The organism is Candidatus Nanopelagicales bacterium (assembly GCA_037045355.1).
Lineage (GTDB): Bacteria > Actinomycetota > Actinomycetes > S36-B12.
In genome coordinates this window covers 90,054-114,614 of sequence record JBAOHO010000021.1, presented here as the reverse complement: position 1 = coordinate 114,614, position 24,561 = coordinate 90,054, and the positions used below count along the sequence as shown (strand labels likewise).

The 24,561-nt window shown below is 68.0% G+C and carries 22 protein-coding genes and 1 pseudogene; 4 read left to right on the top strand and 19 right to left on the bottom strand.

The genetic code is table 11. The features are described 5' to 3' along the window. Positions 1 to 69: 69 nt before the first annotated feature. The 3 genes from V9E98_11215 to menB all read right to left on the bottom strand — a co-directional run bounded on the left by V9E98_11215 (position 70) and on the right by menB (position 3,665). On the bottom strand, positions 70 to 1,455 hold the full coding sequence (locus V9E98_11215; protein MEI2717547.1) for a thiamine pyrophosphate-binding protein: 1,386 nt from the start codon (positions 1,453 to 1,455) through the stop codon (positions 70 to 72). 225 nt (positions 1,456 to 1,680) lie between these two features. Beyond that, positions 1,681 to 2,748 carry an enolase C-terminal domain-like protein gene (locus V9E98_11210; protein ID MEI2717546.1) on the bottom strand — a complete coding sequence of 356 codons (1,068 nt, stop codon included), beginning with the start codon at positions 2,746 to 2,748 and terminating at the stop codon, positions 1,681 to 1,683. Then, positions 2,745 to 3,665, bottom strand: coding sequence for a 1,4-dihydroxy-2-naphthoyl-CoA synthase (gene menB, locus V9E98_11205; GenBank protein ID MEI2717545.1), 921 nt, complete (start codon positions 3,663 to 3,665; stop codon positions 2,745 to 2,747). The genes V9E98_11210 and menB overlap by 4 nt, the downstream gene beginning before the upstream one ends. A 44-nt stretch (positions 3,666 to 3,709) precedes the next feature. On the opposite strand from menB, the gene V9E98_11200 reads away from it, so the two are divergent. Together V9E98_11200 and V9E98_11195 are read left to right on the top strand one after the other, a co-directional pair. After that, a complete protein-coding gene (locus V9E98_11200) occupies positions 3,710 to 4,939 on the top strand; it encodes an AMP-binding protein (GenBank protein MEI2717544.1) in 1,230 nt (409 codons plus the stop codon). Further along, a complete protein-coding gene (locus V9E98_11195) occupies positions 4,939 to 5,811 on the top strand; it encodes a 1,4-dihydroxy-2-naphthoate polyprenyltransferase (protein ID MEI2717543.1) in 873 nt (290 codons plus the stop codon). Before V9E98_11200 ends, V9E98_11195 begins: the two co-directional genes overlap by 1 nt. An 89-nt stretch (positions 5,812 to 5,900) precedes the next feature. Here V9E98_11195 and V9E98_11190 read toward each other — a convergent pair. Then, positions 5,901 to 6,272: pseudogene (locus V9E98_11190) on the bottom strand (PLD nuclease N-terminal domain-containing protein). A 136-nt stretch (positions 6,273 to 6,408) separates the two neighbouring features. Here V9E98_11190 and V9E98_11185 point away from each other — a divergent pair. After that, positions 6,409 to 6,756: a DUF4229 domain-containing protein gene (locus tag V9E98_11185; GenBank protein MEI2717542.1), complete on the top strand. Its 348-nt coding sequence runs from the start codon at positions 6,409 to 6,411 to the stop codon at positions 6,754 to 6,756. Here the strand turns inward: V9E98_11185 and ccsB are convergent. Continuing rightward, positions 6,676 to 7,644 carry a c-type cytochrome biogenesis protein CcsB gene (ccsB, locus tag V9E98_11180; GenBank protein MEI2717541.1) on the bottom strand — a complete coding sequence of 323 codons (969 nt, stop codon included), beginning with the start codon at positions 7,642 to 7,644 and terminating at the stop codon, positions 6,676 to 6,678. The two genes, V9E98_11185 and ccsB, sit on opposite strands and share 81 nt — an antisense overlap. A gap of 51 nt (positions 7,645 to 7,695) precedes the next feature. Next, positions 7,696 to 8,784: a cytochrome c biogenesis protein ResB gene (locus tag V9E98_11175; GenBank protein MEI2717540.1), complete on the bottom strand. Its 1,089-nt coding sequence runs from the start codon at positions 8,782 to 8,784 to the stop codon at positions 7,696 to 7,698. A 366-nt stretch (positions 8,785 to 9,150) separates the two neighbouring features. Between V9E98_11175 and V9E98_11170 the strand changes: the two genes are divergently transcribed. Then, the gene (locus V9E98_11170) at positions 9,151 to 9,402 is read left to right on the top strand and encodes a hypothetical protein (GenBank protein MEI2717539.1); all 252 of its coding nucleotides are present in this window, start codon (positions 9,151 to 9,153) and stop codon (positions 9,400 to 9,402) included. Here V9E98_11170 and V9E98_11165 read toward each other — a convergent pair. The 13 genes from V9E98_11165 to V9E98_11105 form a co-directional block, all read right to left on the bottom strand. Further along, positions 9,386 to 9,571, bottom strand: a complete 186-nt coding sequence (locus V9E98_11165) for a hypothetical protein (protein ID MEI2717538.1) — start codon at positions 9,569 to 9,571, stop codon at positions 9,386 to 9,388. The two genes, V9E98_11170 and V9E98_11165, sit on opposite strands and share 17 nt — an antisense overlap. 698 nt (positions 9,572 to 10,269) lie before the next feature. Then, positions 10,270 to 11,394: a redoxin domain-containing protein gene (locus V9E98_11160; GenBank protein ID MEI2717537.1), complete on the bottom strand. Its 1,125-nt coding sequence runs from the start codon at positions 11,392 to 11,394 to the stop codon at positions 10,270 to 10,272. A 152-nt stretch (positions 11,395 to 11,546) separates the two neighbouring features. Further along, positions 11,547 to 12,851: a glutamate-1-semialdehyde 2,1-aminomutase gene (hemL, locus tag V9E98_11155; protein MEI2717536.1), complete on the bottom strand. Its 1,305-nt coding sequence runs from the start codon at positions 12,849 to 12,851 to the stop codon at positions 11,547 to 11,549. A gap of 7 nt (positions 12,852 to 12,858) precedes the next feature. Then, positions 12,859 to 13,356 carry a hypothetical protein gene (locus V9E98_11150; GenBank protein ID MEI2717535.1) on the bottom strand — a complete coding sequence of 166 codons (498 nt, stop codon included), beginning with the start codon at positions 13,354 to 13,356 and terminating at the stop codon, positions 12,859 to 12,861. A gap of 127 nt (positions 13,357 to 13,483) precedes the next feature. Then, positions 13,484 to 16,060, bottom strand: a complete 2,577-nt coding sequence (locus tag V9E98_11145) for a hypothetical protein (protein MEI2717534.1) — start codon at positions 16,058 to 16,060, stop codon at positions 13,484 to 13,486. Positions 16,061 to 16,067: 7 nt separating this feature from the next. Beyond that, positions 16,068 to 16,688 (bottom strand): hypothetical protein, encoded by a 621-nt coding sequence (locus V9E98_11140; protein ID MEI2717533.1) that lies wholly within the window; start codon positions 16,686 to 16,688, stop codon positions 16,068 to 16,070. Between the two features lie 416 nt (positions 16,689 to 17,104). Then, a complete protein-coding gene (gene hemB / locus V9E98_11135; GenBank protein ID MEI2717532.1) occupies positions 17,105 to 18,070 on the bottom strand; it encodes a porphobilinogen synthase in 966 nt (321 codons plus the stop codon). A gap of 5 nt (positions 18,071 to 18,075) precedes the next feature. Then, positions 18,076 to 19,653 (bottom strand): bifunctional uroporphyrinogen-III C-methyltransferase/uroporphyrinogen-III synthase, encoded by a 1,578-nt coding sequence (locus tag V9E98_11130; protein MEI2717531.1) that lies wholly within the window; start codon positions 19,651 to 19,653, stop codon positions 18,076 to 18,078. A 20-nt stretch (positions 19,654 to 19,673) separates the two neighbouring features. Then, positions 19,674 to 20,585, bottom strand: coding sequence for a hydroxymethylbilane synthase (gene hemC, locus V9E98_11125; GenBank protein MEI2717530.1), 912 nt, complete (start codon positions 20,583 to 20,585; stop codon positions 19,674 to 19,676). Next, a complete protein-coding gene (locus V9E98_11120) occupies positions 20,582 to 21,910 on the bottom strand; it encodes a glutamyl-tRNA reductase (protein MEI2717529.1) in 1,329 nt (442 codons plus the stop codon). The genes hemC and V9E98_11120 overlap by 4 nt, the downstream gene beginning before the upstream one ends. Further along, entirely contained in the window at positions 21,907 to 22,674 is a 768-nt protein-coding gene (locus V9E98_11115; GenBank protein ID MEI2717528.1) for a redox-sensing transcriptional repressor Rex, read from the bottom strand. The genes V9E98_11120 and V9E98_11115 overlap by 4 nt, the downstream gene beginning before the upstream one ends. Before the next feature lie 204 nt (positions 22,675 to 22,878). Beyond that, complete coding sequence (locus tag V9E98_11110) at positions 22,879 to 23,784, bottom strand: ROK family protein (protein MEI2717527.1); 906 nt, start codon at positions 23,782 to 23,784, stop codon at positions 22,879 to 22,881. Continuing rightward, on the bottom strand, positions 23,781 to 24,548 hold the full coding sequence (locus tag V9E98_11105) for a heavy metal-binding domain-containing protein (GenBank protein ID MEI2717526.1): 768 nt from the start codon (positions 24,546 to 24,548) through the stop codon (positions 23,781 to 23,783). The genes V9E98_11110 and V9E98_11105 overlap by 4 nt, the downstream gene beginning before the upstream one ends. Between the last annotated feature and the right edge of the window lie 13 nt (positions 24,549 to 24,561).

Genomic DNA, 24,561 nt, shown 5'->3' with positions numbered 1-24,561 from the left:
TCGCGAATTCGAGGACAACTGGCCCACTGCGGGATCCACCGACCACCAGCCACTGATTGTCGCCGAGGATCAGAACTGACCGCGGGGCAGTCGGGCAACCACAGCCCTTACACCGGATCCCCCTGTCAGCGCATCGGCGAGGGTGTCGGTGTCGGTCACCACACCGGCAGGCACCTGATGCGCGGCGAGAATGTCCACCAGGTCTCGATCGTGCGGCGTGGCGAAGACCCGTTCGAAGGTGTCGGCGTACTGCGCCGCACCCTGCTCCAGGCTTGCGAAGATCCCACCGCCATTGTTGTCGACGACGACGAAGGTCAGGTCGGGTCTCGGCTCCGCTGCGGGCACGAGCAGTCCGTTGGTGTCGTGCAGGAAGGCAAGGTCGCCGAGCAGCGCCACTGTGCGCCCGGAGCACACGTCCGCCGCACCCCAGGCGGTGCTGACCAGCCCGTCGATCCCGTTGGCGCCCCGGTTGGCGATGACTTTGGGACCGGGTCCCCGCGCAGCCGCAGCCAGCGCACGGACAGCCGTCGACGACGCCACGACGAGGAGATCGTCGCGTTCCATCTGCCGCCACACCGTCGCGGCGACCGCCTCGGGGGACCACGACAGTAGTGGAGCCGGCACGTCGTGGTTCCACGCAGACCGCCAGGATGGGTCAGGAGTCACCGCGGTCAGTGAGGGGATGTGATCCACCACGACCTCGGCTGTGGCCAACGGGTCCGGCGGGTCGGTTCGGGGCCGCAATCGGATCGCGACGTGACGCTGGGCTGACCGCACCCAGGCCAGCACGCCACGGTCGAGACCGAAGGGTCCGACCGTGACGACGAGATCAGCGCGCAGTTGCTCGCGGCGGACCGGGTCGGACAACATCGCTGTCCCCCCCGGGACAACGCCCGGCTGACCGAGCATGCCCGACGATGCCTCGGCCACGATCGGCCAGCCACACTCGTCGGCGACGTCGTGGATCCAGCGGCGGACGCCGTCATCGCCGACATCGAGATCGCCGACGAGGAACGCTCCCCGCGCTGCACCCGCCAGAGCGGGCGCCGACCGACGAGTCACTTCCGGGTCAGGTGCTGCGGAATTGGAGGAAGAAGTCGCCGCTAGTGCTGTGATCGCTCCCGGCGGCGAGGCGCTATGCGAGCGTTCCAGCGCCCCGACCAACGGGGGCCGGAAGGGGATGTTCAGGTGCACGGGCGCCCGAGTGCGCACGGCCATCTGTACCAGGTCCACCACCGGCGAGGCCGACCATTCAGCATCTTCTGGGACAGCCAGGTCCCGCGATCCGACGACGACGTGGTCAAAGAATCCGACCTGATCGATGGTCTGACTGGCACCGCGACCGCGCAGTTCCGGAGGGCGGTCGGCAGTGACGATCACCAGAGGGACCCCTGCATAGCGGGCCTCGACCGCGGCGGGCATGAGGTTTGCCACCGCCGTGCCGGACGTACACATGACTGCCACCGGCGCAGGTACCGGCCTTGGCCATACCAAGGGCCAAGAACCCGGCGCTTCGTTCATCGACGCGAACGGACAAGTCCACGACGCCCGACGCCTCGAGGGCGGCTACAGCCCGGGCCAACGGAGCCGAGCGAGAGCCGGGCGACAACACGATGCGCTGGACTCCGGCGGAAAGCAATGCTTCGACGACTGCGACCCCGGCGGCGACGCTCGGTTCCATCACGCTGTCACGCCCAGTTCCGCTAGGTCCTCGTGATGGAACAGTCCATGCTCGAGACCCACTCGCCAAGCTCGATCGAGACGGTCTCGCCACTGCGCTTGGCGATCTGCGTCCAGCCTCCCCGTAGCTCGGGCGAGGGCCGAGGGCGACACCTCGACGGGGAGCGCCGACACCACACCGCCGCTAGGGAGCAGCGGCCGCGTGACGAGGTCGTCGGCCAGCAACGTTCCCGTGCCCAGCCCGTGGACCAATCCGGTATCGGGAAGGGCCGCAGCCAATCGGGCATCCCGCGTGGCTCCCACGGATGATTCGGCGGCGCCGCTGACCACCACCGGCACCGGAAGCTCCGCAATCACCCGCGCCGCCTGCCGGACTCCGCCTAGAGGGGCCACCTTCACAACTGCGACATCGGCAACGTGAGCAACGGCCGAGAAGTCCCGATCGCGGCGGATCGTCTCGTCGACGGCCACCCGAACCTCCGGGTCCAACGTGCGAAACTGCTCCAGTTCGGCGACCGTACGGCACGGTTGCTCGAAGTAGTCAATGACTACCTGTTCGGAACGGATCGTGCGGGACAGCTCGCCCGCCTGCCGCGGATCCAGCAGGCCATTGCCGTCCAGCCGCCAACGCACACCTGGCACGACGTCAGCGGCGGCGGCAGCCGCAGCCGCGACACGGGCTATGTCGGCCGCGACCGGGCGCGCGCCCACCTTGAGCTTCACCACCTGACATCCGGTCTGAGTCAGCAACTCCTGGACGGCGCTGGGCAGTTGGGTGTCCGGCACGTCCGGGAGGATGGCGTTGACTGGAACGACAACCTCCGGCAGTGCCTGGGGCGTGACAGCCGCCTCGATCGCGGCCGCGAGCCACCGGGCGTCCTGTTCGGGGCCGTAGTCGGCGAAGGGGGCGAACTCGCCCCATCCCGCCGGGCCCTCGATCAGCACCCCCTCGCGCTGGTTCAATCCGCGGAATGAGGCGGCGAACGGCACTGCGAATGGCGTTGCCGGCAGCAGGAGGGGAATCCCGCTCTGCGCGAGGGTGGCCCCGTTCCGCGGCAACGAGGTCATGGACGCTTGGGGAACTTCGCGAAGTCGGGGCGGCGCTTGTCTTTGTAGGCGTCTCGCCCTTCTTGAGCTTCCTCCGTCATGTAGAACAGCAACGTCGCGTCGCCGGCCAACTGCTGCACGCCCGCCAACCCGTCGTCGGCGGCGTTGTGGGAAGCCTTGAGCATGCGCAGCGCCAGCGGTGACATCTGGAGCATCTCGCGGCACCATTGCACGGTTTCGATCTCGAGGTCGGGCAGCGGGACGACAGCGTTGACCAGGCCCCAGTCGTACGCCTGTTCGGCACCGTACTGGCGGCACAGATACCAGATCTCGCGGGCTCTCTTCTGACCGATTTGACGGGCGAGTAGTCCCGATCCGTAGCCGCCGTCGAAGGAGCCGACTTTCGGGCCGGTCTGCCCGAATCGTGCGTTGTCGGCGGCGATGGTCAGGTCGCACACGATGTGTAGTACATGCCCGCCACCGATGGCATAGCCGGCCACCATGGCGACGACAGGTTTGGGGGTGCGCCGGATCTGGATCTGCAGATCGAGCACGTTGAGGCGTCCGATGCCTTTCTGCGCGACAGCATCGTCGCCGATATATCCGTCATCTCCCCGGATGACCTGATCGCCGCCCGAGCAGAATGCCCAGTCGCCCTGGCCGGTGAGGATGATGACCCCGACGGTGTCGTCGTCGCGGGCGACCCGGAACGCATCCTCGAGTTCGAAGAGGGTCTGGGGTCGGAAGGCATTGCGTTTGTGCGGTCGGTTGATGGTGATCTTGGCGATGCCGTCGGCGGTCTCGTACTTGATGTCGCCGTACTCACCCTGGGCTTCCCATTCCGCCCCCGGTCGGATGGACGAGTACGCGGGATCGGCCCGCGCCGGACTGTCGTCGGCCACCACGGGTCCAAGCGGGTAGCGGGCGCGCGAATCCATCGTCGATTACTCCTTCGTGGGGACTGTTCCTAGGCTAAGGGTCGATGACTCCCCCTGCGCTGTCGCGTCTGCTGCTACCTCCGGGTCCGGCGGGGGTGACCCGCCTCGCCGGCGCCGTGCGGCGAATGCTGGCCGGGACCGAGTCGTCGCTCGAGGTCGTTCCTTCCGACCGGCCCCCGCCGACGAACGTCACTATCGGGTTCGACGCGCCGGCCATCGTTGTGCCGACGTCGGGTTCGACCGGAGCCCCGCGCCGCGTGGTTCTCCCGCTGAGTGCGCTCCTGGCCTCGGCCGACCGAGGATCCGCGGCGCTCGGCCAGCCCGGCAGGTGGCTGACCACGATCCCGGTGACCGGGGTCGGAGGGGTGCTGACCATCGTTCGGTCTCTGCGCGCGGGCTTCGACCCAGTCGCCTGGTCAGGTGTGGGCGGCGCCGAACCTTTCACCGCGGCATCGTTCTCAGCCATCGCCGCACCGTTGCTCACGACAACGCAATCCGCGTCGGTCCCGGTCTACGTATCACTGGTCCCGACCCAGTTGCGGCGCATCCTGGCTGATCCGGCGACCGCGGCGGTGCTGGCGGAGTTCACAGCGGTGTTGGTCGGCGGTTCCCGGCTACCCACGGACCTGCGGCAGGCGGCCGAGGTCGCCGGCGTGAGAGTCGTGGCCACCTACGGCGCGACGGAGACCGCCGGAGGGGTCGTGTTCGACGGCAAACCTCTGCCGGACGTGACCGTGACCCTCGAGCCAGAACCGGCAGACGACACGGACACGGGAGACGAGCCCAACCTCGGACACGAACTGGACACCGGAGTCGATCCGGAGGCGGGAGTCGAAGCGGGAGTCATCGTGATCGGTGGGCCCACCGTGGCCGCCGGGTATCTCGACGACCCTCACGAGACCAGTTTCGTGCCCCACGGCTTCCGCACCGGTGACCGCGGCGAATGGCGCGGCGGTCGACTGATCGTGAACGGACGCATCGACGACATCATCAAGGTGGGCGGGGTGAAGGTCTCGCTCAACGCCATCACGAATGTCCTGCGCTCGGACCCCCGGGTCCGTGACGCCCATGTCATCGCCCGTCCATCGACGGAATGGGGCCAGGTCCCCCACGCCTTCGTGGTACTGCGTGACCCCGGCACGTCCGATCCGAGCGCCGACCTGATCGAGGCAGTCGGCCTCGCCCTGGGTCGGCGCTCTCAGCCGCCTACGATGGCCGTCGTGCCGGAGATCCCGGTGACCGCAGCCGGCAAGCCGATCCGTCGGGAGACCTGATGGCCACAGCCCAGCAGTGGCTGGCCGGCGCCCGTCCGCGGACACTGCCCGCTGCCGTCGCCCCTGTGGCGGTGGGGACCGGCGTCGCGGAGTTCTCCGGCGGCTGGCGACCCGTCCCGGCGCTGCTGGCACTGATCGTGGCAGTCGCTTTTCAGGTGGGCGTGAACTTCCACAACGACTACAGCGACGGGGTGCGCGGCACCGACGATGCGCGAGTGGGACCGGTTCGTCTTGTCGGCCAGGGACTGGCTCCCGCGCCTGCCGTCAAGACCGCGTCCATCGTCTCCTTCGGGGTGGGGGCCGCGGCCGGCCTGGCACTCACCGCAGTGTCCGGGCTCTGGTGGCTGCTGCCGGTGGGGATCGCGAGCGTGGCGGCCGGGTGGCTGTACACCGGCGGTCCCCGACCCTACGGATACGCCGGCTTGGGCGAGTTGTTCGTGTTCGTGTTCTTCGGGTTGGTCGCGGTCATCGGAACGGCCGCGACCCAGGTGGGTGTCGTGACGCTGCTCGCGGTGGTGGCGGCGGTCCCGGTGGGCCTGTGGGCGTGCGCGATCCTCATCGCGAACAATCTGCGGGACATCCCCACCGACATCCAGGCGGGCAAACGCACTCTCGCCGTGCGACTCGGGGACCGTGGCACACGGGTGTTGTTCGTCGCAGTGATGGTGCTCGCGTTCGCTGTGGTCCTGGTTCTCACCGCCTGGACCCCCTGGGCCCTCTTGGGCCTATTGGGTATCGGTGCCGCGTTCGGTCCGATCCGCGCGGTTGTCGGGGGAGCGACCGGCCGCGACCTGGTTCCTGCGCTGGGAGGGACGGGTCTGACGCTGCTGATCGGTGGCGTGGGGCTGGCGGTCGGCCTCGCGATCGGGTGACCCCTTGACTCATCGCGGCCTTGACTCATCACGGCTGGGCGCCAGACCCTGATCGGCCCCGGCCAGAACCGCGTCGTTGGTCGGTGGCGTCAGGCAGGCGCGATCCCCGGCCCCGTCCCGGGGGCGGGACCGTCCGATGGTCGCTCCGGCGGATCCTGCGGCGGCGTATCAGAACCAGTTGACGGCGGCGGTCCCGCATCAGTGTCACGCTGCTGGTCACGTTTGCGGCGCCAGGCCTCCTCGTCGAGTCGCTTGAGGAAGTTCGGGTCGTCGTCGGGCGCGATCGGTCGCCGGTTGCCGCGGGGCGCGATGCCCCCCGGCGCGTCGTAGGTGCCGCGGGACCGACGCGGCCGTCCAGCCAGGAACCACAAGGCGGCCCCGACGACCGGGACCAGAACCATGACGAGCCAGAAGGTCTTGGGGTATCGCCGAATGCGGCCGTCCTGGGTCTGCAGGACGTCGAAGAACGAGTAAAATCGCCAGTCCCACGATGATCAGGATCGGAAGAGCCCGGGGCACGGGGAAAGGGTAACCCTGTCGACGCCGCCGCAACATCCGAAATACGACGCTGCCCGACCGCCGACGTATTCTGTCCGCGTGAAGCACTTCCTGATGTATTCCACGCTGCGACTGTTGCTCCTCGTCGTCGTCGGTGGTCTGGCTTACGCAGCGGGCATGCGCGGGCTGTTGCTGCTCATCGCGGCCTTCCTCGGCAGCGGTCTCCTCAGTTTCTTCGTGCTCCGCGGGCCGCGCACGCAGTTCGGTACCGACATCCGAGGGGTGTTCAAGCGCATCGACGACCGCATCGACGCCGCTACCCGAGCCGAGGACGCCGAGGTCCTGGCGCGGTCACAGGCCGGAGTGTCACAGGCCGGAGTCGGAATGAAGCCCACTGAAGAGCAGGTTGACCCCGAAGTAGTTGAACCAGAACACCACAAGTCCTAGTACCGCCAGCCACGCGGCCTTACGCCCCCGCCACCCGACGGTCGATCGCGCGTGCAGATACGCCGCATACACGACCCAGGAGATGAACGCCCACGTCTCCTTCGGGTCCCAGCCCCAGTAGCGACCCCAGGCACTCTCGGCCCAGATGGCCCCCGACACGATCGCGAAGGTCCATAGGGGGAAGGTGAACATGATGGTGCGGTTCGTCAGTTGGTCCAACCGCTCCAGCCCGGGCAGTCGGCGGGATAGCGGAGCCAGTGCTCGGCCCACCTTGGTGTCGCGAGCCGTCGCATCGACCACGAGGTACAGGATCGCGACGACCCCGGCGAACGTGAACGCGCCACCGCACACGACCGCAGCCGAGACGTGGATGACGAGCCAATAGGACTGCAGCGCGGGGACGAGTTGGGCGGCTTCCGTGTACAGCACGGTGACGGCCAGACCCAGGGTGAGCAGGACCGCGGGAACCAGGAACACTCCGAGCCACCGGACATCGCGCCGGGTGGAGATCGCGAGGAAGACTCCCAAGACGGCCCATGCCGAGACCAGCGAGAACTCGTACATGTTGCCCCACGGGACCCGGTCGGCCCACAGTGCCCGGGTCAGTACTCCCCCACTGAGCAGGAGGAATCCGAGCCAGGAGACGGCCAGCGCCATGTTGCCGGAGCGTCGACCTGACTCGTCGTCAGAGTCGGCGGTCTCGGCCGTCTGGGGCGTGTTGTCTGCACCACCAACCGCGATCAGGGCGGGTTGCCGTTCACGCAGGTCGACCGCGCGGGTGCTGCGCTGGGCGAATGAGATGAAGAACAGCACCATCGCGACGGTGAGGACGAACATCGACGAGTAGGTCAGCAGGTTCGACAGGTCGGCCAATGCCTGATCAGTCATCCGTCACCGTTCCTTACGTTCATGTCAGCGTTCCTGCCCCTTGCGTTCCTGTCACGTGCCAGCCGGTCCCGAGCGCTCCCCGAAATCGGGGTGCGAGCGCCCCTCGCCCTCCGCGGGTTCCCCAGCATGTGCGGGCCCTGGAGTACCGGCGGGCCCTGAGGTTCCTGACGTTCCTGACGTATTGTGCCGTGCGGCCACAGGAGTCGGTGAGATCACCCGCGTGAGGGCCGCCACATCGTCGGCCATCGAGATGCCGCCGCCGCGGGCTGAGCCGGCCACCGTGGCGACCTCACCGTCGACGGACACCCAGATGCGCCGTCTGCGGACGAACAGCGACAGACACACGCCGAGGATGGCCAGCCCGACAAACGCGAGCGCCCATGGCCCACCGGGGTCGTGCGCCACCTTGACCGAGATGTAACGGTCGTATCCGGTGAACTCGACAGTCCCCGAACCATCGGGGAGACGCCAGGTCTCCCCGAGACGCATGGCCCGCAGCCCCACTTGGGTCAGAGCGGAGTCATCCAACTCGTAGACGTTCTGGGTCTGGCCGCGGTCGAGACCCAGATCCCCCGTGAAGGCGGACATGAACAGTGCCGGGTCGTCGGGCGCGGGGAATGTGGACGTGGGACCCATCTGGGGATCGATCGCGGCGGTGGGCAGGAACAGGCCCCGGAAACCCAGTTGCTCGGGTTGGGCGTCGGGAGCCTTGATCACCCCTTCGGAGGTGAAGTTGCCGTCCTGGGGCAAGAACACCACGGAATCCTCGAAGACGACATCGCCTTCTCCGTCTCGCACCGTGACTCGGGGCGCGTAGCCGTGACCGATGAGGAACACCTTGGCGCCATCGACTTGCAGCGGATCGTTGACGCCGAACGTGTCCGTGCGCACGGTGCCATCGCCGTCGGTGACCTGCACCTGGGCATCGAACTCCCGGGGCGCCCCCCGCTGGGCCTCGCCGCGTTCGAAGTCCACCTCGAACGAGTCCAGTCGAACGCTGAACGGTGGCAGGGAATCCCCCCCGAGAACCGGCCGGCGGTGAACGAGTCGTACTGGGTGATCGTGTTGGCGAAACCGGAGCCCTCTTTGACGATCGACGGTTCCGTGCCATCCCGCGAGTGCTCCCCATCCGATCGCCACGAGCACGCACGAGCAGCGCGAAGTGGAACACCTGATTGCCGGTCTCGCGCAACGAACCGCGTTCTGCCGCCACCCAGGTCCCACCGCGGCGGACTCGCCAACGACGGGAGCGCAGGTCGGCTCTCGGCCCGGGTCAGAGTGTCGGGAGTGGCCGCCACTGTCGCTTTGTCGGCGAGCCGCTCGGGGTGACGCGGCGGTGCGGCCGGGCCTGCGCGCCACTGGCGCCAGTGTTGCCGGGCACGGGGCACCAGGCAGCCGACCAGGGAGATGAACAGCAGCAGGTAGATCGCCGAGAACCACGGCGTGCCGTACACATCGAACAAGCCGAGCCGTTCGTACCACTCGCCGCGAACAGGATCCGCGGCGATGAACTGGTTGACGGCGATGGCGTCGCTGGTCCGCTGCGGGATCAAGGATCCCGGGATGGCCGCCAATCCCAGCAACAGCAGCAGCACCAGGGCCGTGCGCATGGAAGCCAGTCGGCGCCAGATCCAGCGGGCCCACCCGAGCGGGCCCAGTCCCCGCGGTGAGGCCACCTCGCGGTCCATGGGATCGACGTGGGTCGTGAAGGTGACGGCCGGATCGGTCGTGTCCGCGGCCATCACAACACCACCGTGAAGCTGGGCAGCAGTGTCTGCAGGTGGGCGACGATGTCGTTCCACCACCCCGTGATGAGCAGCACGCCGACGGCCACCAGCAGCGCGCCGCCGGCGATCGCGATCCCCCGGCTGTGGGCACGGGTCCAGGCCAACGCCCCGGCCGACCAGCGCAACCCCCACGCGATCACGATGAACGGAAGCCCCGAGGCCGATGCAGTAGGCCATCGACAGAACGGCTCCGCGCGCGGCCGACGCTTCGGTGAAGGCCAGGGTCTGCACCGCTGCCAGAGTGGGGCCGATGCACGGCGTCCAGCCCAGGCCGAACACGACACCCAGCACCGGGGCACCCCATAGACCGGTCGGGGGGCGGAATCCCAGTCGGCGCTCACGGTTCCACCACATCGTCCGAGCAAGCAAGGGCATGCCCATGAAGCCGAGCCCCAGGGCCACCACGACCAGCCCGAGGACGACCGAGATCGTGCGCTGGTGGACCACCAGCCAGGAGCCGAGCTCACCGAACAACAGGCCGTACGACACGAACACAGCCGTGAACCCCGCGACGAACAACACCGCACCCCACACGACCCGGACGCGGTTCGGGAAACCTGCCGGCTGAGCTGGGGGCTCGGGGTCGGGCTGCGCGGCGACCGGGCTGGACGACCGCGCGTCGGGCACCGAGGCGCGTGGGTGACCCCGGCACCGACCGCCGCGCTCACCCGGGGAGTCTCTGCATCCGCTCTCATCAGATCGGTGCCCGTCATCCCGGCGACGTATGCGAGGTAGCCCGGCGCCAGCGGCAGCACGCACGGGCTGAGGAACGACACCAGTCCGGCCAGGAACGCCACGGGGAGGGCGAGGAGCAAGGACCCATCCGCGATGAGCTCCGTCATGCGCCCGACTCCCTTTGGACCCGGTCGATCAGGCTGCGCAAGGTGGGGGCGCTGACCTCTCCCAGCACCCGGGCGGCGATGCGGCCCTGCTGGTCGATCACGAGGGTCGAGGGGATCGCCTGCGGCGGCAGGTTGTCCCGGAACTGCATCTGGAGAGCGCCGTCGGAATCGATCACATGCGGGTAGTCGAGCGCGAAGCGGTCCACGAATGCCCGCGCCGACGCGTCGCTGTCGCGGGTGACCAGACCGGCGAACACAACTCCCTTGTCCGCGGTCTGCTGCGCGACCTCGGCCAGGGCGGGGGCCTCGCTGCGGCAGGGGGCACACCACGAGGCCCACACGTTGAGCACGACGATGTCACCGGCCTGATCCGCGAGGGCGAACTCCTCACCCGACAGTGTTGTGCCCCGCAGGTCGGGGGCCGGTTGACGTTGATCCGCGGGGACCTCGGTGATCGACCCGTCGCCGGCGACGAACGCCTGTTCGCTGCCGACCGCCGTGTCCCCGGCCGCGCCACACCCGGCCAGAAGGGGCATGAGCAGCACTGCGAAGCCGATGATCACGGCTCCGAGGCGACAACGCCACACGGTCAGGCCCCGGTGGCCTTGTTGGACCGGGCGACCAGGTCCGCACATGGCTCGGTGTAGACGATCGCCGCCAGGACGTCGTCGTCGTAGAGCAGCGAGGTGATCGACGCGAGGGAGCACTGCCGGTTGCGCGGGTCGTGAGCGAAGCGACGGTTTTCCAACGCGAGTCGGATCGTCCAGATCGGCAACTGATGGGAGACGAGCAGGGCCTTCGCGCCCCCGCGCCGCGTCGCGGGCGCGGTCGACGGCGCGCTGCATCCGTTCGGCGATCTCGACGTAGGGCTCCCCCCAAGACGGGCGCAGCGGGTTCCACAGGTGGCGCCAGAGTTTGGGTTGCCGCAGGACTCCGTCCCCGACCGATACTCGCTCACCTTCGAAAATGTTGGCCGCCTCGATGAGATCGTCGTCGGTGCCGATGGGCAGGTTGTGCAGCTCGGCCGCGGGCGTGGCGGTCTCTTGGGCTCGATCCAGCGGGGAGGCCGTGACGACGGCGATGTCCCGGTCCTGAGTCGCCTCGGCGGCGCGCACGGCCATCTCGCGGCCCAAGATCGGACAGATGGAAATCGGGCAGGCGCCCGTACAGGACTCCGTCGGGGTTGAAGACCTCCCCATGGCGCAGCAGATGGACGATGGTGCGTTGCGTCACTCCAACTCCTACCCCTGCGGATCCGGCTTCCCAGGGTACGTCAGTCCGCGGGCCCTGCAGCCGCGGCGGCACTCGCTGCTTGTGGTAGGGCTGCGACGATCTGTTCCAACACCTGGGCGTCGTGCGCGGCCGAGACGAACCAGGCCTCGAAAGCCGACGGTGGCAGGTAGACGCCCTGATCGAGCATGGCGTGGAAGAACGCCGCATAGCGCCATGCCTGCTGACGCCGCGCCTGCTCGTAGTTATCGACGCGGCCGGCGGTGAAGAAGACGCTGAACAGGTTGCCCGCATGCTGGACCCGGTGCTCGACCCCGGCTCGGGTCAGCGCCGCCGACACCTGGTCGCTGAGGGAATGAGCGGTCGCGTCGAGGTGAGGGTAGATGTTGCGGTCGCGGCAGGCACGCAAGGTGGCGATCCCCGCCGCCATGGCGACTGGGTTGCCACTGAGCGTGCCCGCTTGGTAGACGGGTCCGACCGGAGCGAGGTGCGCCATGACGTCGCGGCGGCCCCCGAAGGCAGCGGCCGGCAACCCGCCCCCCATGACCTTGCCGAAAGTGAACAGATCCGCGGCCACTGCGTCGCGCCCGAACCACCCGGATTCGCTCACGCGGAAACCAGTCATGACCTCATCGCTGATGAAGAGGGCACCGTACTCCCGGCACAGTTGGTGCAGACCGTCGTTGAAGCCATCGTCCGGCGGGACGACACCCATATTGGCAGCTGCCGCCTCGGTGATCACACAAGCAATGTCGTCATTGGTGCGGAACACCTCGGCGACCGCCGCGAGGTCGTTGTAGGGCAGCACGATCGTGTCCTGCGCCTGATGCCCGGTGACACCGGGGCTGTCGGGCAGAGCGAACGTGGCCACGCCGCTGCCCGCCGCTGCCAGCAGCGCATCGACGTGGCCGTGATAGCAGCCGGCGAACTTGATGACCTTGGTCTTGCCCGTGAATCCGCGCGCCAGCCGGATCGCCGACATGGTGGCCTCGGTGCCGCTGGACACGAACCGGACTTGTTCGACCGGCTCGACGCGGTCGACGATGATCTCGGCGAGTTCGACCTCACCCGGGCTGGGTGTGCCGAATGAGAGACCGGCGGCTGCGGTTGTCTGTACCGCCTCGATCACCTCGGGATCGCCGTGGCCGAGGATCGCGGGCCCCCAACTTCCGACCAGATCCACATAGCGGTTTCCGTCCGCGTCCCGCAGGTAGGCACCTTCGCCGCGGACCATGAATCGCGGTGTTCCCCCGACGGCCCCGAAGGCGCGTACGGGCGAGTTGACGCCACCCGGAGTGACCGCGAGGGCGCGGTCGAAGAGCTTGGTTGAGTGATCGACGGTATGCATGGTTGGGTCAGGAGGCGCTCGGTGAAGGGCTCGGCGACGCGCCGTCCTTTTCGGCGACCACCTTGTCGCTGAGCACCTGGACCTTCTCGTTGGCGGCGTTGAAGGCGTTGATGCCCTCTTGGGTCACTCCACCCTCTCCGGTTGTGACACCGGCACTCATCAGCAGCATGGCCTGTGACACTGCGTCCGCGGCATCGCGGAGTTCCGGGGTCTGCGCATTGCGGTAGACGGCGCGAACGGTGACCGCTTGTTCGGTCATGGCCTGACCGACACTGGTGTCGCCCTTCTGGGCCTTCTTGATCAGTTCCTGGAAATCGGTCGCCGACCGCACGAACGTCTGCAGCAACACGGCTTCCTGCGGATTGGACAGCCCGACGGGTTCCGCGGGCGCCTGGGAGATGACGATGGTCTCTGGCTGGCCCACGTTGGTTCCGACGGCCACACCGACACCGAGCAGGGCTGCACCGCCCAGGATGCCCCCGCCGATCATCACCACGCGGTTCATACGTCCTCCCGAAGTCGCGCCATCCTCTCACCCAAGACGGGCACGGATAGGACGATTCGGGCGAATTCACCCTCTGCACGACGATGGGCCCACGGATTGACCGCAGGCCCATCACCAACTAATGCGTTCAGCCGCCGCTGGCCCGGTTGCCCAGGACCGCCCCCACACCGCCGGCGGCGATCAGGGCCAGGAGCGCGAGCCCGGCGCGGGCCGCGTTCTCGGTGGCCGTGCCTCCGGCCCCGTCGAAGGCGAAGGCATAGACGCCGTTCACGTCGTCCACTCCCTCGGGCGCGCCGCCGGGTATTCCAGCGCCGCTATCGACGCGGGACTGCAGCGCCTCGAAGGTCGCCAGCGCCAGTCCGGCCTGCTTCGACCCTTCGTTGCCCTGCTTCTGCAGTGCCTCGCCACCGTCGGTTTTGATCTTGCCGGCACCTTCGACTGCGGCAGGCAAGCCATCCGCCAGCTGTTGCGTACCGGGTCCGAGGGTGTCGGTCACACCCACGGTGATGGTTCCCACGGCGCACGCGAGTGTTGCCGTCGGCTCACAGCCTGGCGAGTAGGAGCCGACACCGGCCAGCAACTGCTCGCTGATGCCCTCGAGCAGCGTGAAACTCACGCCCTCTTCGAGTAGGTCCGTACCCATGACGGCGATGTTGAGGACATCTGCCGCAGCACACGTCTGCTCGACGCGATCCGGGTCCGCCTCGGTGTTGGGTCCACTGCTGGGGACGCCGGTGCGGGCGTAGCCCTCACAACGGCCGCCCGGGTACAGGGACTTGCCCACGCCACCGAGTGCCAGCGAGTTGCGGGTCTGCATCACGATGCCCGTCGCGGTGGTCTTCTTGTTCGTGTCGAGGTCGGGGTAGCCGTCTTTGCGCGTGGTGATGACACCGTTCAGTTCGACGAGGCCGTCAGCGGCTTCCTTGATGCCAGGCTCGACGGCCGTGGCCCAGGCACCTGGGTAGAACTGACCCAGGACCGCAGCCAGGCCCGAACTCGGATCGGGTGTGATTCCGTTGAGTTTCAGCGGGTTGTAGAAACTCTGGGTCAGCAGCGGCAGCACCAGGTTGACGGTCCCGCTCACGTCTTGGCCATTGACGATCACTGGGGTGGTGCACCCAGTCACGATGGGACCGGTCTGGCCCGCCTTGGCGGCCGGGTCGCCCTTCTGAACCACGGTGCAGCCGAGTGACCCAGCGAGCGCATTGACCCCGACCGCGCCGGTTCCCGTCAGGTTGTCAGAGATCTCCTTGGGGCCGCTGGACAGCAACTGCTCCAGGTTGGGGATGAGGGTGTCACTGAGACCCGTTGCGACCTGATCGATGATCTGGAAGGCGCCGCAAGGGTTCTTGGCATTTCGAGGGTCGTCCGGGTCGCACAGTGGATTGGTCAGACCACCGTTGTTGGTGTTCGGAATATTGTTCGGGTTCTTCGAGTCCGTCGGGATGTCGATGGTCCGGGCTCCGTAGACCAGAGCCCACAGGGTCCGCGCCACATCTGCGCGCCCGGTGTCGACGTCGCCGTTCTTCTTGATCCAAGGACCAGGCTTCTGGCTGGACTTGGTCTTGTAGACGCCCAGGCCGTCTCGCACACCCTCGTTGGCGGCGCGGATCGCGGCGAAGCCGTCGGTGATCTGGCTGAAGTCAGGCGAACTGCGCACTGTCTCGGGAAGCGTGGCACCGGCCTCGCGCAGGGCACCGATGCCTTGGACGTTGAGGGCGATCAAACCTGGGGCGAGTGTGCCGTTGACACCGTCGGCGATCTGCTGGGCGCCGTCGGCGGCGGTCTGCAGGCCGGACTCCAACTGGCTCGCACCATCGGCCAACTGGGTGCCGGCGTCGGTCAGCGTCGCCGCGAGTTCGGCGCCCTCTTCACCGGTGGTGATGCCTTCCTGCAGGTCCGGGGACTTGCTCGGATTCAGCACGGCGACCTTGATGTCCGCCGGCGGAACGACAGCATCGGTGATGCGGGCTTCGATCTCCAGTGTCTGGGTGGTTTCCTGGCCAGGCAGGGAGTCGGGGAGCATTGCCGACGTGGCCGAGACCAAGGTGTCGCCGGAACCGTTGCCCGAGACCACGGACGCCTTGGGCGAGGAAATCTCCTGCCACGAGGGGTCGAACTCGATGGTGGTGGAGGCCGCCATGGGGACGGGGATGTCCCGCTCTTCGGTGATCGTGTTGCCCAGCGCATCCTTGTAGGTGAGCTGGGTGGGTTCACCGGAGTTGTTGGTGAAGGTGTAGGTCAACTTGGCGAGACCGGTCTGGCCCGCGAGGTCGGCGGGTGCGATGGGCTGACCATCAAGTTCGGCCTCGGCGGTCACGGAGACCGGGATCTGATCCTGCGGGTAGGTCTGGGACGTCCGGAACGTCTGCGGTCCATTGACGTCGATGTCGTACTGCGCTTGCCCGTCGACCACGGTGGGGCTGCCGAAGGAGTCCATGTTCTTGGGACTACTGCCCTCGGCGACCGGGATGGTGAAGTTGGCCTGGCCCTGACCGTCGAGGTTGATCTGGGTGACCAAGGTGGCCCGACTGATCTCGCCGTTGGCGTCACCTTGGATGAGGACCGCTCGGGTCACGGCGCTCTCGACGTCGCCGGTCTCCTCGGCCGTGGCGATAGTGCCGGGAAGCACGGAGGCCGCGACGACAGCACCCACTCCCAGGAGTGCGACGCCCGCACGGGCAGTGTTCATGCGCTTGGACATGGTGGCCTCACACCTCGCTGTTCGAGTTGGTCGCGCCAGCGGTGCCGGCACCCGTCGAAGTCGTCGGGGCAGCCGCAACGCCGGCCGGCGCTGGTGGTAAGCCCGCGTCGGTGTCGCCGATCGTATCGGCCGCCGGTTCCTTGCCTGACGTTCGGTCGGCGACGAAGACCGCAGCCAGGAATCCGACCGCAGCGGGAACCAATGCCTGGGTCACGGCCATGGGCAGTTCCGTGAGCAGGTTCTGGGGGGCGTTGTTGAAGGACACCTGGTAAGCCCCGGTCACCAGCGCCGCACCGAGTAAGCCCGCCCACAGTGGGAGCCTGCCGCCGGTCACGGCGCAGATGACGGTGATGAGCCCCAGTCCGATGACGATGGACACCACACTGCCCAGGAAACTCCCGTTGAGCAGAAGCGCCTGGAGGACATACAGCGCCATGGCGATCACCATGCCGACCACGAAGGACCCGACTCGGCCCACCGGGCCCCCGTCGGAGACGAGCCCGAGAACGCCACCCATCGCGATTCCGAAGGTGATGGCGCCGAGGCCGAGGTTCAACACCTCGTTCAGGGCGAGCACGACGATCCCGCCCACCAGGATCACGAGGCCCTGGACGAATACCTTGCCCATGCCGACTCCTTCAACTCAGCGCCAGTGATGGCATCAGGCCCTGTCTTACCAATCCCAGCACAGTTACGTGACCAAAACGCAACTTTTTCTGTGTCCGATTTGCGCGGAATGCTGCGGACCGACCGGATAACGACGGTTGACTTCCCTGCGAAACGGACATTTCCTACCTCTCCCAACTCGAGCCCCCAACTCGAGTCCCCAACTCGAGCCCCTGGCTCATCAGGACCAACTGACTGACCCAGCCGACTGACCGAGCCGACTGACCGAGCCGACTGACCGAGCCGGGGCACGGCAGCAGGGGCTGCCCTGGTTCCACTGTTTCGCACGCGGGCTTGCGACGCTCGCCGTGGCAGAAGTTCGCCGTGGGAGAAGCTCGCCGTGGGAGTAGGAGGTGATTGCGGGACCCGATCGACCCGCTATAGGGATTCGGCGAGTTCGGTCGCCCAATAGGTCAGCACCGCATCGGCTCCGGCGCGGTGGATGCCCAGGATGGTCTCGCGGATCACCGCATCCCGGTCGAGCCAGCCGTTGGCGGCAGCCGCCTCGATGGCGGCGTACTCACCCGACACCTGATAGGCCCACACGGGGCGGTCGCTGCGGGCCGCCACGGCAGCGACCACGTCGAGGTAGCCCATCGCGGGCTTGACCATGACGATGTCCGCACCCTCCGCGAGGTCGAGATCGACCTCCCGGATCGCTTCGCGAGCGTTGGCGGGATCCTGCTGATAGGTCCGTCGGTCCCCGGTCAACGTGGACTGGACGGCCTCCCGAAATGGCCCGTACCAGGCTGACGCGTACTTGGCGGCGTAGGCGAGCAAGGCAGTATCCGGGTGACCCGCGGCGTCCAGTGCACTGCGGACGGCCCCGACCTGCGCATCCATCATTCCGCTCAGTCCCAAGATCTCGGCCCCCGCAGCCGCCTGGGCGACGGCCATGGCCCCGTAATGCCCCAGCGTGGCGTCGTTGTCCACGGCGCCGGTGTCGGTCAGGACGCCGCAATGACCGTGGTCGGTGAACTCGTCCAGGCACAGGTCCGCCATCACGACGAGGCGCCCCTCGGCGGCGTCTCGCGCCCGCCCGATAGCGCGGTTCAAGATGCCGTCCTGCGCCGGCCCTTGGGAGCCGATCGCGTCACGGGCGCTCGGGATCCCGAACAGCATCACCCCGCCGATCCCGGCGGCCGCGGCTCGAGACACCGCTGCAGGTAGCGAGTCGAGGCTGTGTTGGACCACGCCGGGCATGGACGTCACCGCCCGTGGCTGCGACACGTCCTCAGCGACGAAGAGCGGCTGCACCAGGGCAGCGGCATTCAGGCGATGCTCCGCGACGAGGCGCCGCAGCGCGGCGGTCCGGCGCAGCCGCCGGGGCCGTTGCGCGGTCACGGCTGTCAGGTCGCCTTGCGGCGGGACGAGGAACGGCGGCGACTCGGACGCCAGGTGGATTCACCGGCGTCCATGGCGGCCACGCGGAGCGCGTCGCCGTGCTCGGCCAGATTGCGAGCCAGGATGTCCACCTTCGGTGAATCGGCCAGGACGTCGACCTTCAAACCGTGCTCTTCGGCGGTGCTGGCTGTCTGGGGCCCGATGCACGCGATGACCGTCGCAGCATGGGGCTTGCCGGCGATCCCGATGAGATTGCGGACCGTCGATGAGGACGTGAACAACACCGCATCGAATCCACCGGTCTTGATGGCCTCCCTGATGTGCGCGGCCGGTGGAGCCGCCCGCACTGTGCGATAGGCCGTGACGTCGTCGACCTCCCAGCCGAGTTCCTGCATCCCAGCCACCAGCGACTCGGTGGCGATGTCGGCCCGGGGCAGGAAGACCCGGTTGATGGGGTCCACCACGGGATCGAACTCGGGCCAGACTTCGAGCAGCCCCTTGCTGGAGTGCTCACCCGTCGGCACGAGGTCCGGACTGACACCGAACGAGCGCAGGGCTTCGGCGGTGGCGTCCCCGATTGCCGCCACCTTCAGTCCGGCGAAGGAACGCGCGTCGAGCCCGTAGGCGGCGAAGCGTTCACAGACGGCGCGTACGGCGTTGGTGGAGGTGAACACGACCCACTCGTAGCGTCCGGTCACCAGCCCCTGGATGGCTCGTTCCATCTGGTGGGGCGTGCGAGGGGGCTCGACGGAGATCGTGGGCACCTCGACGGGGACGGCCCCATACACGCGCAGCTGTTCGGAGAGTTGCCCCGCCTGCTCCTTGGTCCGTGGCACCAGCACTCGCCACCCGAACAGCGGTTTGGTCTCGAACCACGACATGGCTGTCCGCTGGTCGACCACGTCCCCGACGACCATCAGACCGTTACCGGCCTGCTTGCTCGCCTTCACAGCCGCCGCCACCGTGCCCAGTGTCGCCACGACCGTGCGCTGATCGATCGTGGTTCCCGCACGGGTCAACGCGACGGGCGTCTGCTCGGGTCTTCCGGCTGCCAGCAGTTCGGCTGCGATCGCAACAGCCCGGTCGGCGCCGTTCAGGATCACGACAGTCTCGCGGCTGCGGGCGTGGGCTGCCCAGTCGAGGTCGGTGTCGTTCGCATCGACGATCGCGACTTCACGGGTCTTGCCCCCGGTCAGACCGAACCCGGCGTAGGCGGCGACACCGTTGACCGGGCTGACGCCGGGCACGATCTCGAAGCTGACCTTGGTGCGGCGCAGCGCCTGGACCTCGATGAGCAGTGCGCCGTCCAGAGTCGGGTCACCGGCGATGAGCCGGACGACGGTATTGCCCTTGCGGACCAGGTCCGCCACCACCTTGGCCCGGGCGCGATGATCGAGCGGCAGGCCGTCGGCGTCGACTGCAGTGCGGATCCGGTCGTCGGCCTCACCGAGGACGGCGCGAGCCACCTCGATGGCGTCGGCGTCGCACATCACGACATCCGCTCGCCTGAGCAACTGCGCCGCCCTCACGGTGAGCAGATCCGGATCACCGGGTCCGGCGGCGATCAGTGCAACAACTGACATGGTGCGTCCCTTGCTTGAGGTCATCGGACTGGTTCCCCTACGAGTTGGGCGGCACCGTCGGCGAGCAATTGCTGCGCGGCGGTGCGGCCGAGGTGGGCGGGGTCCGAGGTGGCCCCGCTGATCGACACACGGATGGGTTCGGGTGAGCCGTCGCCCCAGACGGCGGCCTCGAGCTCGAGGCCCTCACCGGTGATCGTGGCGAGGGCGGCGACAGGCGCGGTGCAGCCTGCCTGGAGTTCATGCAGCAACGCCCGTTCGGCGGTGACACACGCGTAAGTGGTGGGGTCCGACAAGTGAACGACAGCGGCCTTGGTCTCGGCGTCGTCGGCTCGGCTCTCGATGGCGAGAGCGGCTTGCCCGGGGGCCGGCAGCATCTCAGCGACGGACAGCACCTGTGTGGCCCGATTCTCCCGCCCCAGGCGCTGCAGACCGGCCAGCGCCAATACGATGGCACCCATTTCGCCGGAGTCGACCATGCCGATGCGGGTGTCGACGTTTCCCCTGATGTCGATCACTCTCACGTCGGGGCGCAACGACCGTAGTTGCGCCGCACGGCGCGGGGATCCGGTTCCGATCGAAGCGCCGGGCGCGAGGTCGGCGAGGCCACCGTTCAGCGACACCAGTGCGTCTCGAACGTCGCCGCGCGCAGGGACCGCGGCAAGTTCCAGCCCTTCCTGGGCCGCTGTGGGGAGGTCCTTCAAGGAATGGACCGCGAGGTCGGCGCGTCCTGCTACGACCGCGTCCCGCACGGTGGCCACGAAAACGCCGACCCCTCCGATCTGGCGCAGCGAGGCGGTGCTGCGATCACCGTCGGAGGTGATAGGCACCAGTTCGACGTCGCGGCCGGTCGCCGCTTCGATGCGCTCCGCGATGCTGTGGGATTGGGCCAGGGCAAGCGGTGACCGGCGGGTCGCCAAACGCAGCGATGTCATGGCGTATCCCCCGGGTCGTCCGGGTTCTCGCGGGAGACACTGATGACGTCCACGAGGTCGACTGACAGATCGAACAGGGAGTTGAGCGCGTCGGCGTAGCGCTGACCATCGGGATCGGCAGCGAGTTCCTTGATGCGTACGGTCGGGGTGTGCATCAGGGCGTTGACGGTCCGTCGCAGTGAGCGTTCGACGAGCGCCCAATCGGACTCGGTCAATCCCGCGAGCCGCTCACGCAGGCGTTGCAGTTCCGCGTCCACGACCGCCGTGGCGCGGCCCCGCAGACTGACGAGCACCGGTTCGACCGCCCGGGCAGCACGGGCCGCGAAGTAGCTCCGCAATTCGTCGGACAGGATTGTGTTGGCCGCCAGGGTGTCGGCGTGATCAGCCCGCGCCTCCGGCCGTTCCGACAGGCCGGCAAGATCGATCCGGGCGACGCCGGGAATCGCAGCGGTCCTGGGGTCGGTGTCGTGGGGCAAGGCCAGGTCAACGAGAACCAGAGGGCGCTGGGGCCTGCTCAGCATCGCTTCCGCCACGTCACCGCGGTCGACGATGGTGCCTACAGCCCCGGTGCAGAACACGACGATGTCGGCGGCTGCCAGCAAGTCGGGGAGTTCGTCGATGTGGGTGCCCCGGGCGTTGTAGGAGTCGGCCAGTCGTTGCGCCTTCTCTTCCGTTCGCCCGGCCACGGTGACGGAGGCGACTCCGACACGGCCAGCGTGCGCCACGGCCAGACCGCTCAATGCCCCGGATCCGACGATGACCATGTGACTGTCTTGCGGCTTCGGGCCACCGAGTGTGGCCAGTCGCTCGAACGCATCGGCGTAGGCGACGGTCACGATCGTGGCCCCAGCACGATCGAGCCCGGTCTCGGAGCGGACGCGTTTGCCAACCCGCAGTGCCGCTTGGGCGGCTTCGTTCAACTCCCGTCCGGCAGTACCGGACTCCTGGGCAGCGGCCAGTGACGTCCTGATCTGACCCATGATCTGCTGTTCGCCGACGACCATGGAGTTCAGGCCGGCCGTGACTTCGAACAAGTGCTGGGCGGCTCGTTCGTCGTAGTGCACGTAACACTGCGGTGTGAGGTCGGCGATGGGGATGCCGCCGGCCTTGGCCAGGGCGGCGATGAGGTCATCCACGGCGGCGTGGAACCGATCGACTTCGGCGTAGACCTCGACCCGATTGCATGTCGACACGACCATGCTTTCAGCGACATGCGGACTGGCCAGGGCCTCAGCAGACAAGTGTCCGGCTTCGGCGGCGGCCAAGGCCTCAAGAACATCCATAGGGGCAGACAGGTGGCTGGAGCCAACGACGAGCAGGGTCACGCGGGCACCTCCCGTCGGGAGTTCCCGGTGGCGGCGTCGCGCAGGTCCAAGCCGGAGACATCGACTGCACGCGGCACCCCGGCGCCGTTGCGCGGTGCGTCGCCACGACGCTGCTGGGCGTGGAACGCCAAGATCTGCAGTTCCAGTCCCAGATCGACCTTCCGAACCTCGATGTGAGAGGGCACGGTCAGCACGGTTGGAGCGAAGTTGAGGATACTGGTGACTCCTGCGGCCACGAGTCGGTCGCACACCTCTTGGGCAGACTCGGCGGGCGTGGCCACGACGCCGATGTCGGGGGCAGCGTGACGGGCGATGCGCTCGAGTTCGGAAGCAGAGCCGACCGCTACTGGTCCGACCGACTGGCCCACGAGTGTGTCGTCGACGTCCAGCAAGGCGAGAACCCGGAAACCCCGGCTCGCGAAACCGGCATACGAGGCCAGGGCACGACCCAAGTTGCCGGCCCCCACGATGATCACTGTGGAGTCATTGGTCAGTCCGAGTCCGCGGGAGATCTGGTAGTTGAGATAGGCGACGTCGTAGCCAACTCCCCGCACCCCATAGGAACCCAGGTGGGACAGGTCCTTACGAACCTTGGCGCTGTTGACACCGGTCAGGTCGGCGAGCTCGGCCGAGCTCACCGTGGCGACGTCGTCGTCCAGGAGCTGCCCGAGGACACGGTGGTAGATCGGAAGGCGCGCGACCGTCGCAGCGGGGATGTCGCGGGCGGCTGCTAGCCGGCCGGAGACCTGCGACTGCGGCGACAACGCACACTCCCCATTTCCCCGGTCGTCCGGCTGACGGTTTCCGACCGCTCGGCTGGTGAATTCCAGGCCGGTCGGTTGCTCAAGTTCCGTTCGGGCTGCGGCCCTTGCCACGGGTCCCCGCGACGGGGTCAGGTTACGAGCGCGCAACGCTCATCACAAAAGCACGAACAACCCCCCAGCCGGTTATCGGACGCGGAAGTTGTGCTATGGAAAGCCGTTGCGTGGCCCCGTATCCGGGGCACCTCGGAACAACGTGGCAGCGCCGATCAGCACACTGTCGGGTGCCGCCAGGACGACTCGGCAGCGTCGGTTGGACCCACCGCTGTAGTGGCGTTCCCAGGCCGCGAAAACACCATCCATCACCAGGTCCGCGGCGTGGGACAGCCCGCCGCCGATCGCTGCGACGTCGAGGTCCAGCAGTGCCGCTGCCGACGCGAGTGCGGTACCGAGCGCGGTCCCGGCCGCGTGCAGAGCATCTGCTGCGCACTTGTCGCCGCGACGCGCCATCGCGACCAGATCCGTCAGGTCCTGCGCGCGCGCACCGCCGCGTGCGGCAGTGGCGAGAATCCTGTCGGCGTCGACGGTGGCCGCGAGGCAGCCGTGCGCACCACAGCGACATGGAGCGCTATCGCCGGTCACGACGACATGGGCGACGTCGCCGTCCACGGCGACGTCGTCGTGGAGCACGAGACCGGACGTCACTGTCGCGTCGCAGAGGACACCCAGCACGTTGCCCCGCCCGCCGAGCTGCTCGCCGCGGGCCAGGCACACGGCGTCGCGGTCGATGAGGACGGGCAGCCCGAAGCGATCGGCCAGATGGTCGCGCAGCGGGAAATCCCGCCATGCGCTGATCCCCAGCGGTGAGACGTCACCACTGGGCAGCTTCAGTGGGCCGGGACAAGACACGGCCAGACCCTCGACCGGCTCGGCCGAGGCGGACAGGACGACGTCGATCGCGAAGAGGACCGAATCGAGCAGCTTGGTGGCGTCGGCCTCCGGGGGGTGGGCGGTGACCGCCGATTCCGTGACAGTCCCGTGCGAAACGACTCCCGCACGCAGGGACGTCGTGCCGATGTCCACGGCCAGATACTGCGCGGCGCCCGCGCTCATTCCTGCGCGACGACCACGGCAGTGCCGTAGGCCACCACCTCGTTCACGAGTTCCGCGATCTCGCCGGAGTCGAACCGCATGGCGAGGACGGCGTTGGCATCCATGTTCGCGGCCGCTGCGCGCAGCCCCGCCACTGCCTCGTTCCTGCTCTCGCCGAGCAACTCGCTGTAGCCCTCGGCTTCGCCGCCGAGCATGGCGCGAAATCCCCCACCCATGTTGGACAGGGAACTGCGACTGCGCACCGCGACCGCGTGCACCTCACCCAGAACCCGTGTCACTCGGTAACCGGGCAGCGCCGAAGCGGTGGAGACCAGGACATCTGCTCCCGCGCGTTGCTGTGCGGGCGCGGTTGACGACGTGGCAGCGGTTCCGGTCGTTTCGGCCGGACCGGTCTCGATAACGTCGATCCGCTCCTCCTCGGCGAACCGGAAGGGCGACGATTCCACCGCTGCCTCGTCGGCGAATCGGATCCCCCCGGATTCCTGCCCCCCGGGCACGTCACCCTGCGTCGCGAGGTCCGCGAACTGGACCTGCGGCTCGGCCACGGTGTGGTCTTGCTGCGGCTCTGCGGCAGCGGTTGCGGCTGTTTCGGCCGGAGGTGCCACTGGCGCGGGCTGCGGGGGTTCGGGCTGTGGGGGTTCGGCACCGGGGACTGGTCGGGTCTGATCGGTCCACTGGTCGCCGTCCCAGTACCGCAGCTGGGACTGATCCTGCGGATCGTTGTACCAACCGGCCGGGGGCATCAGATTCGCGCTGTCGGTCATGGGACGAGCGTAG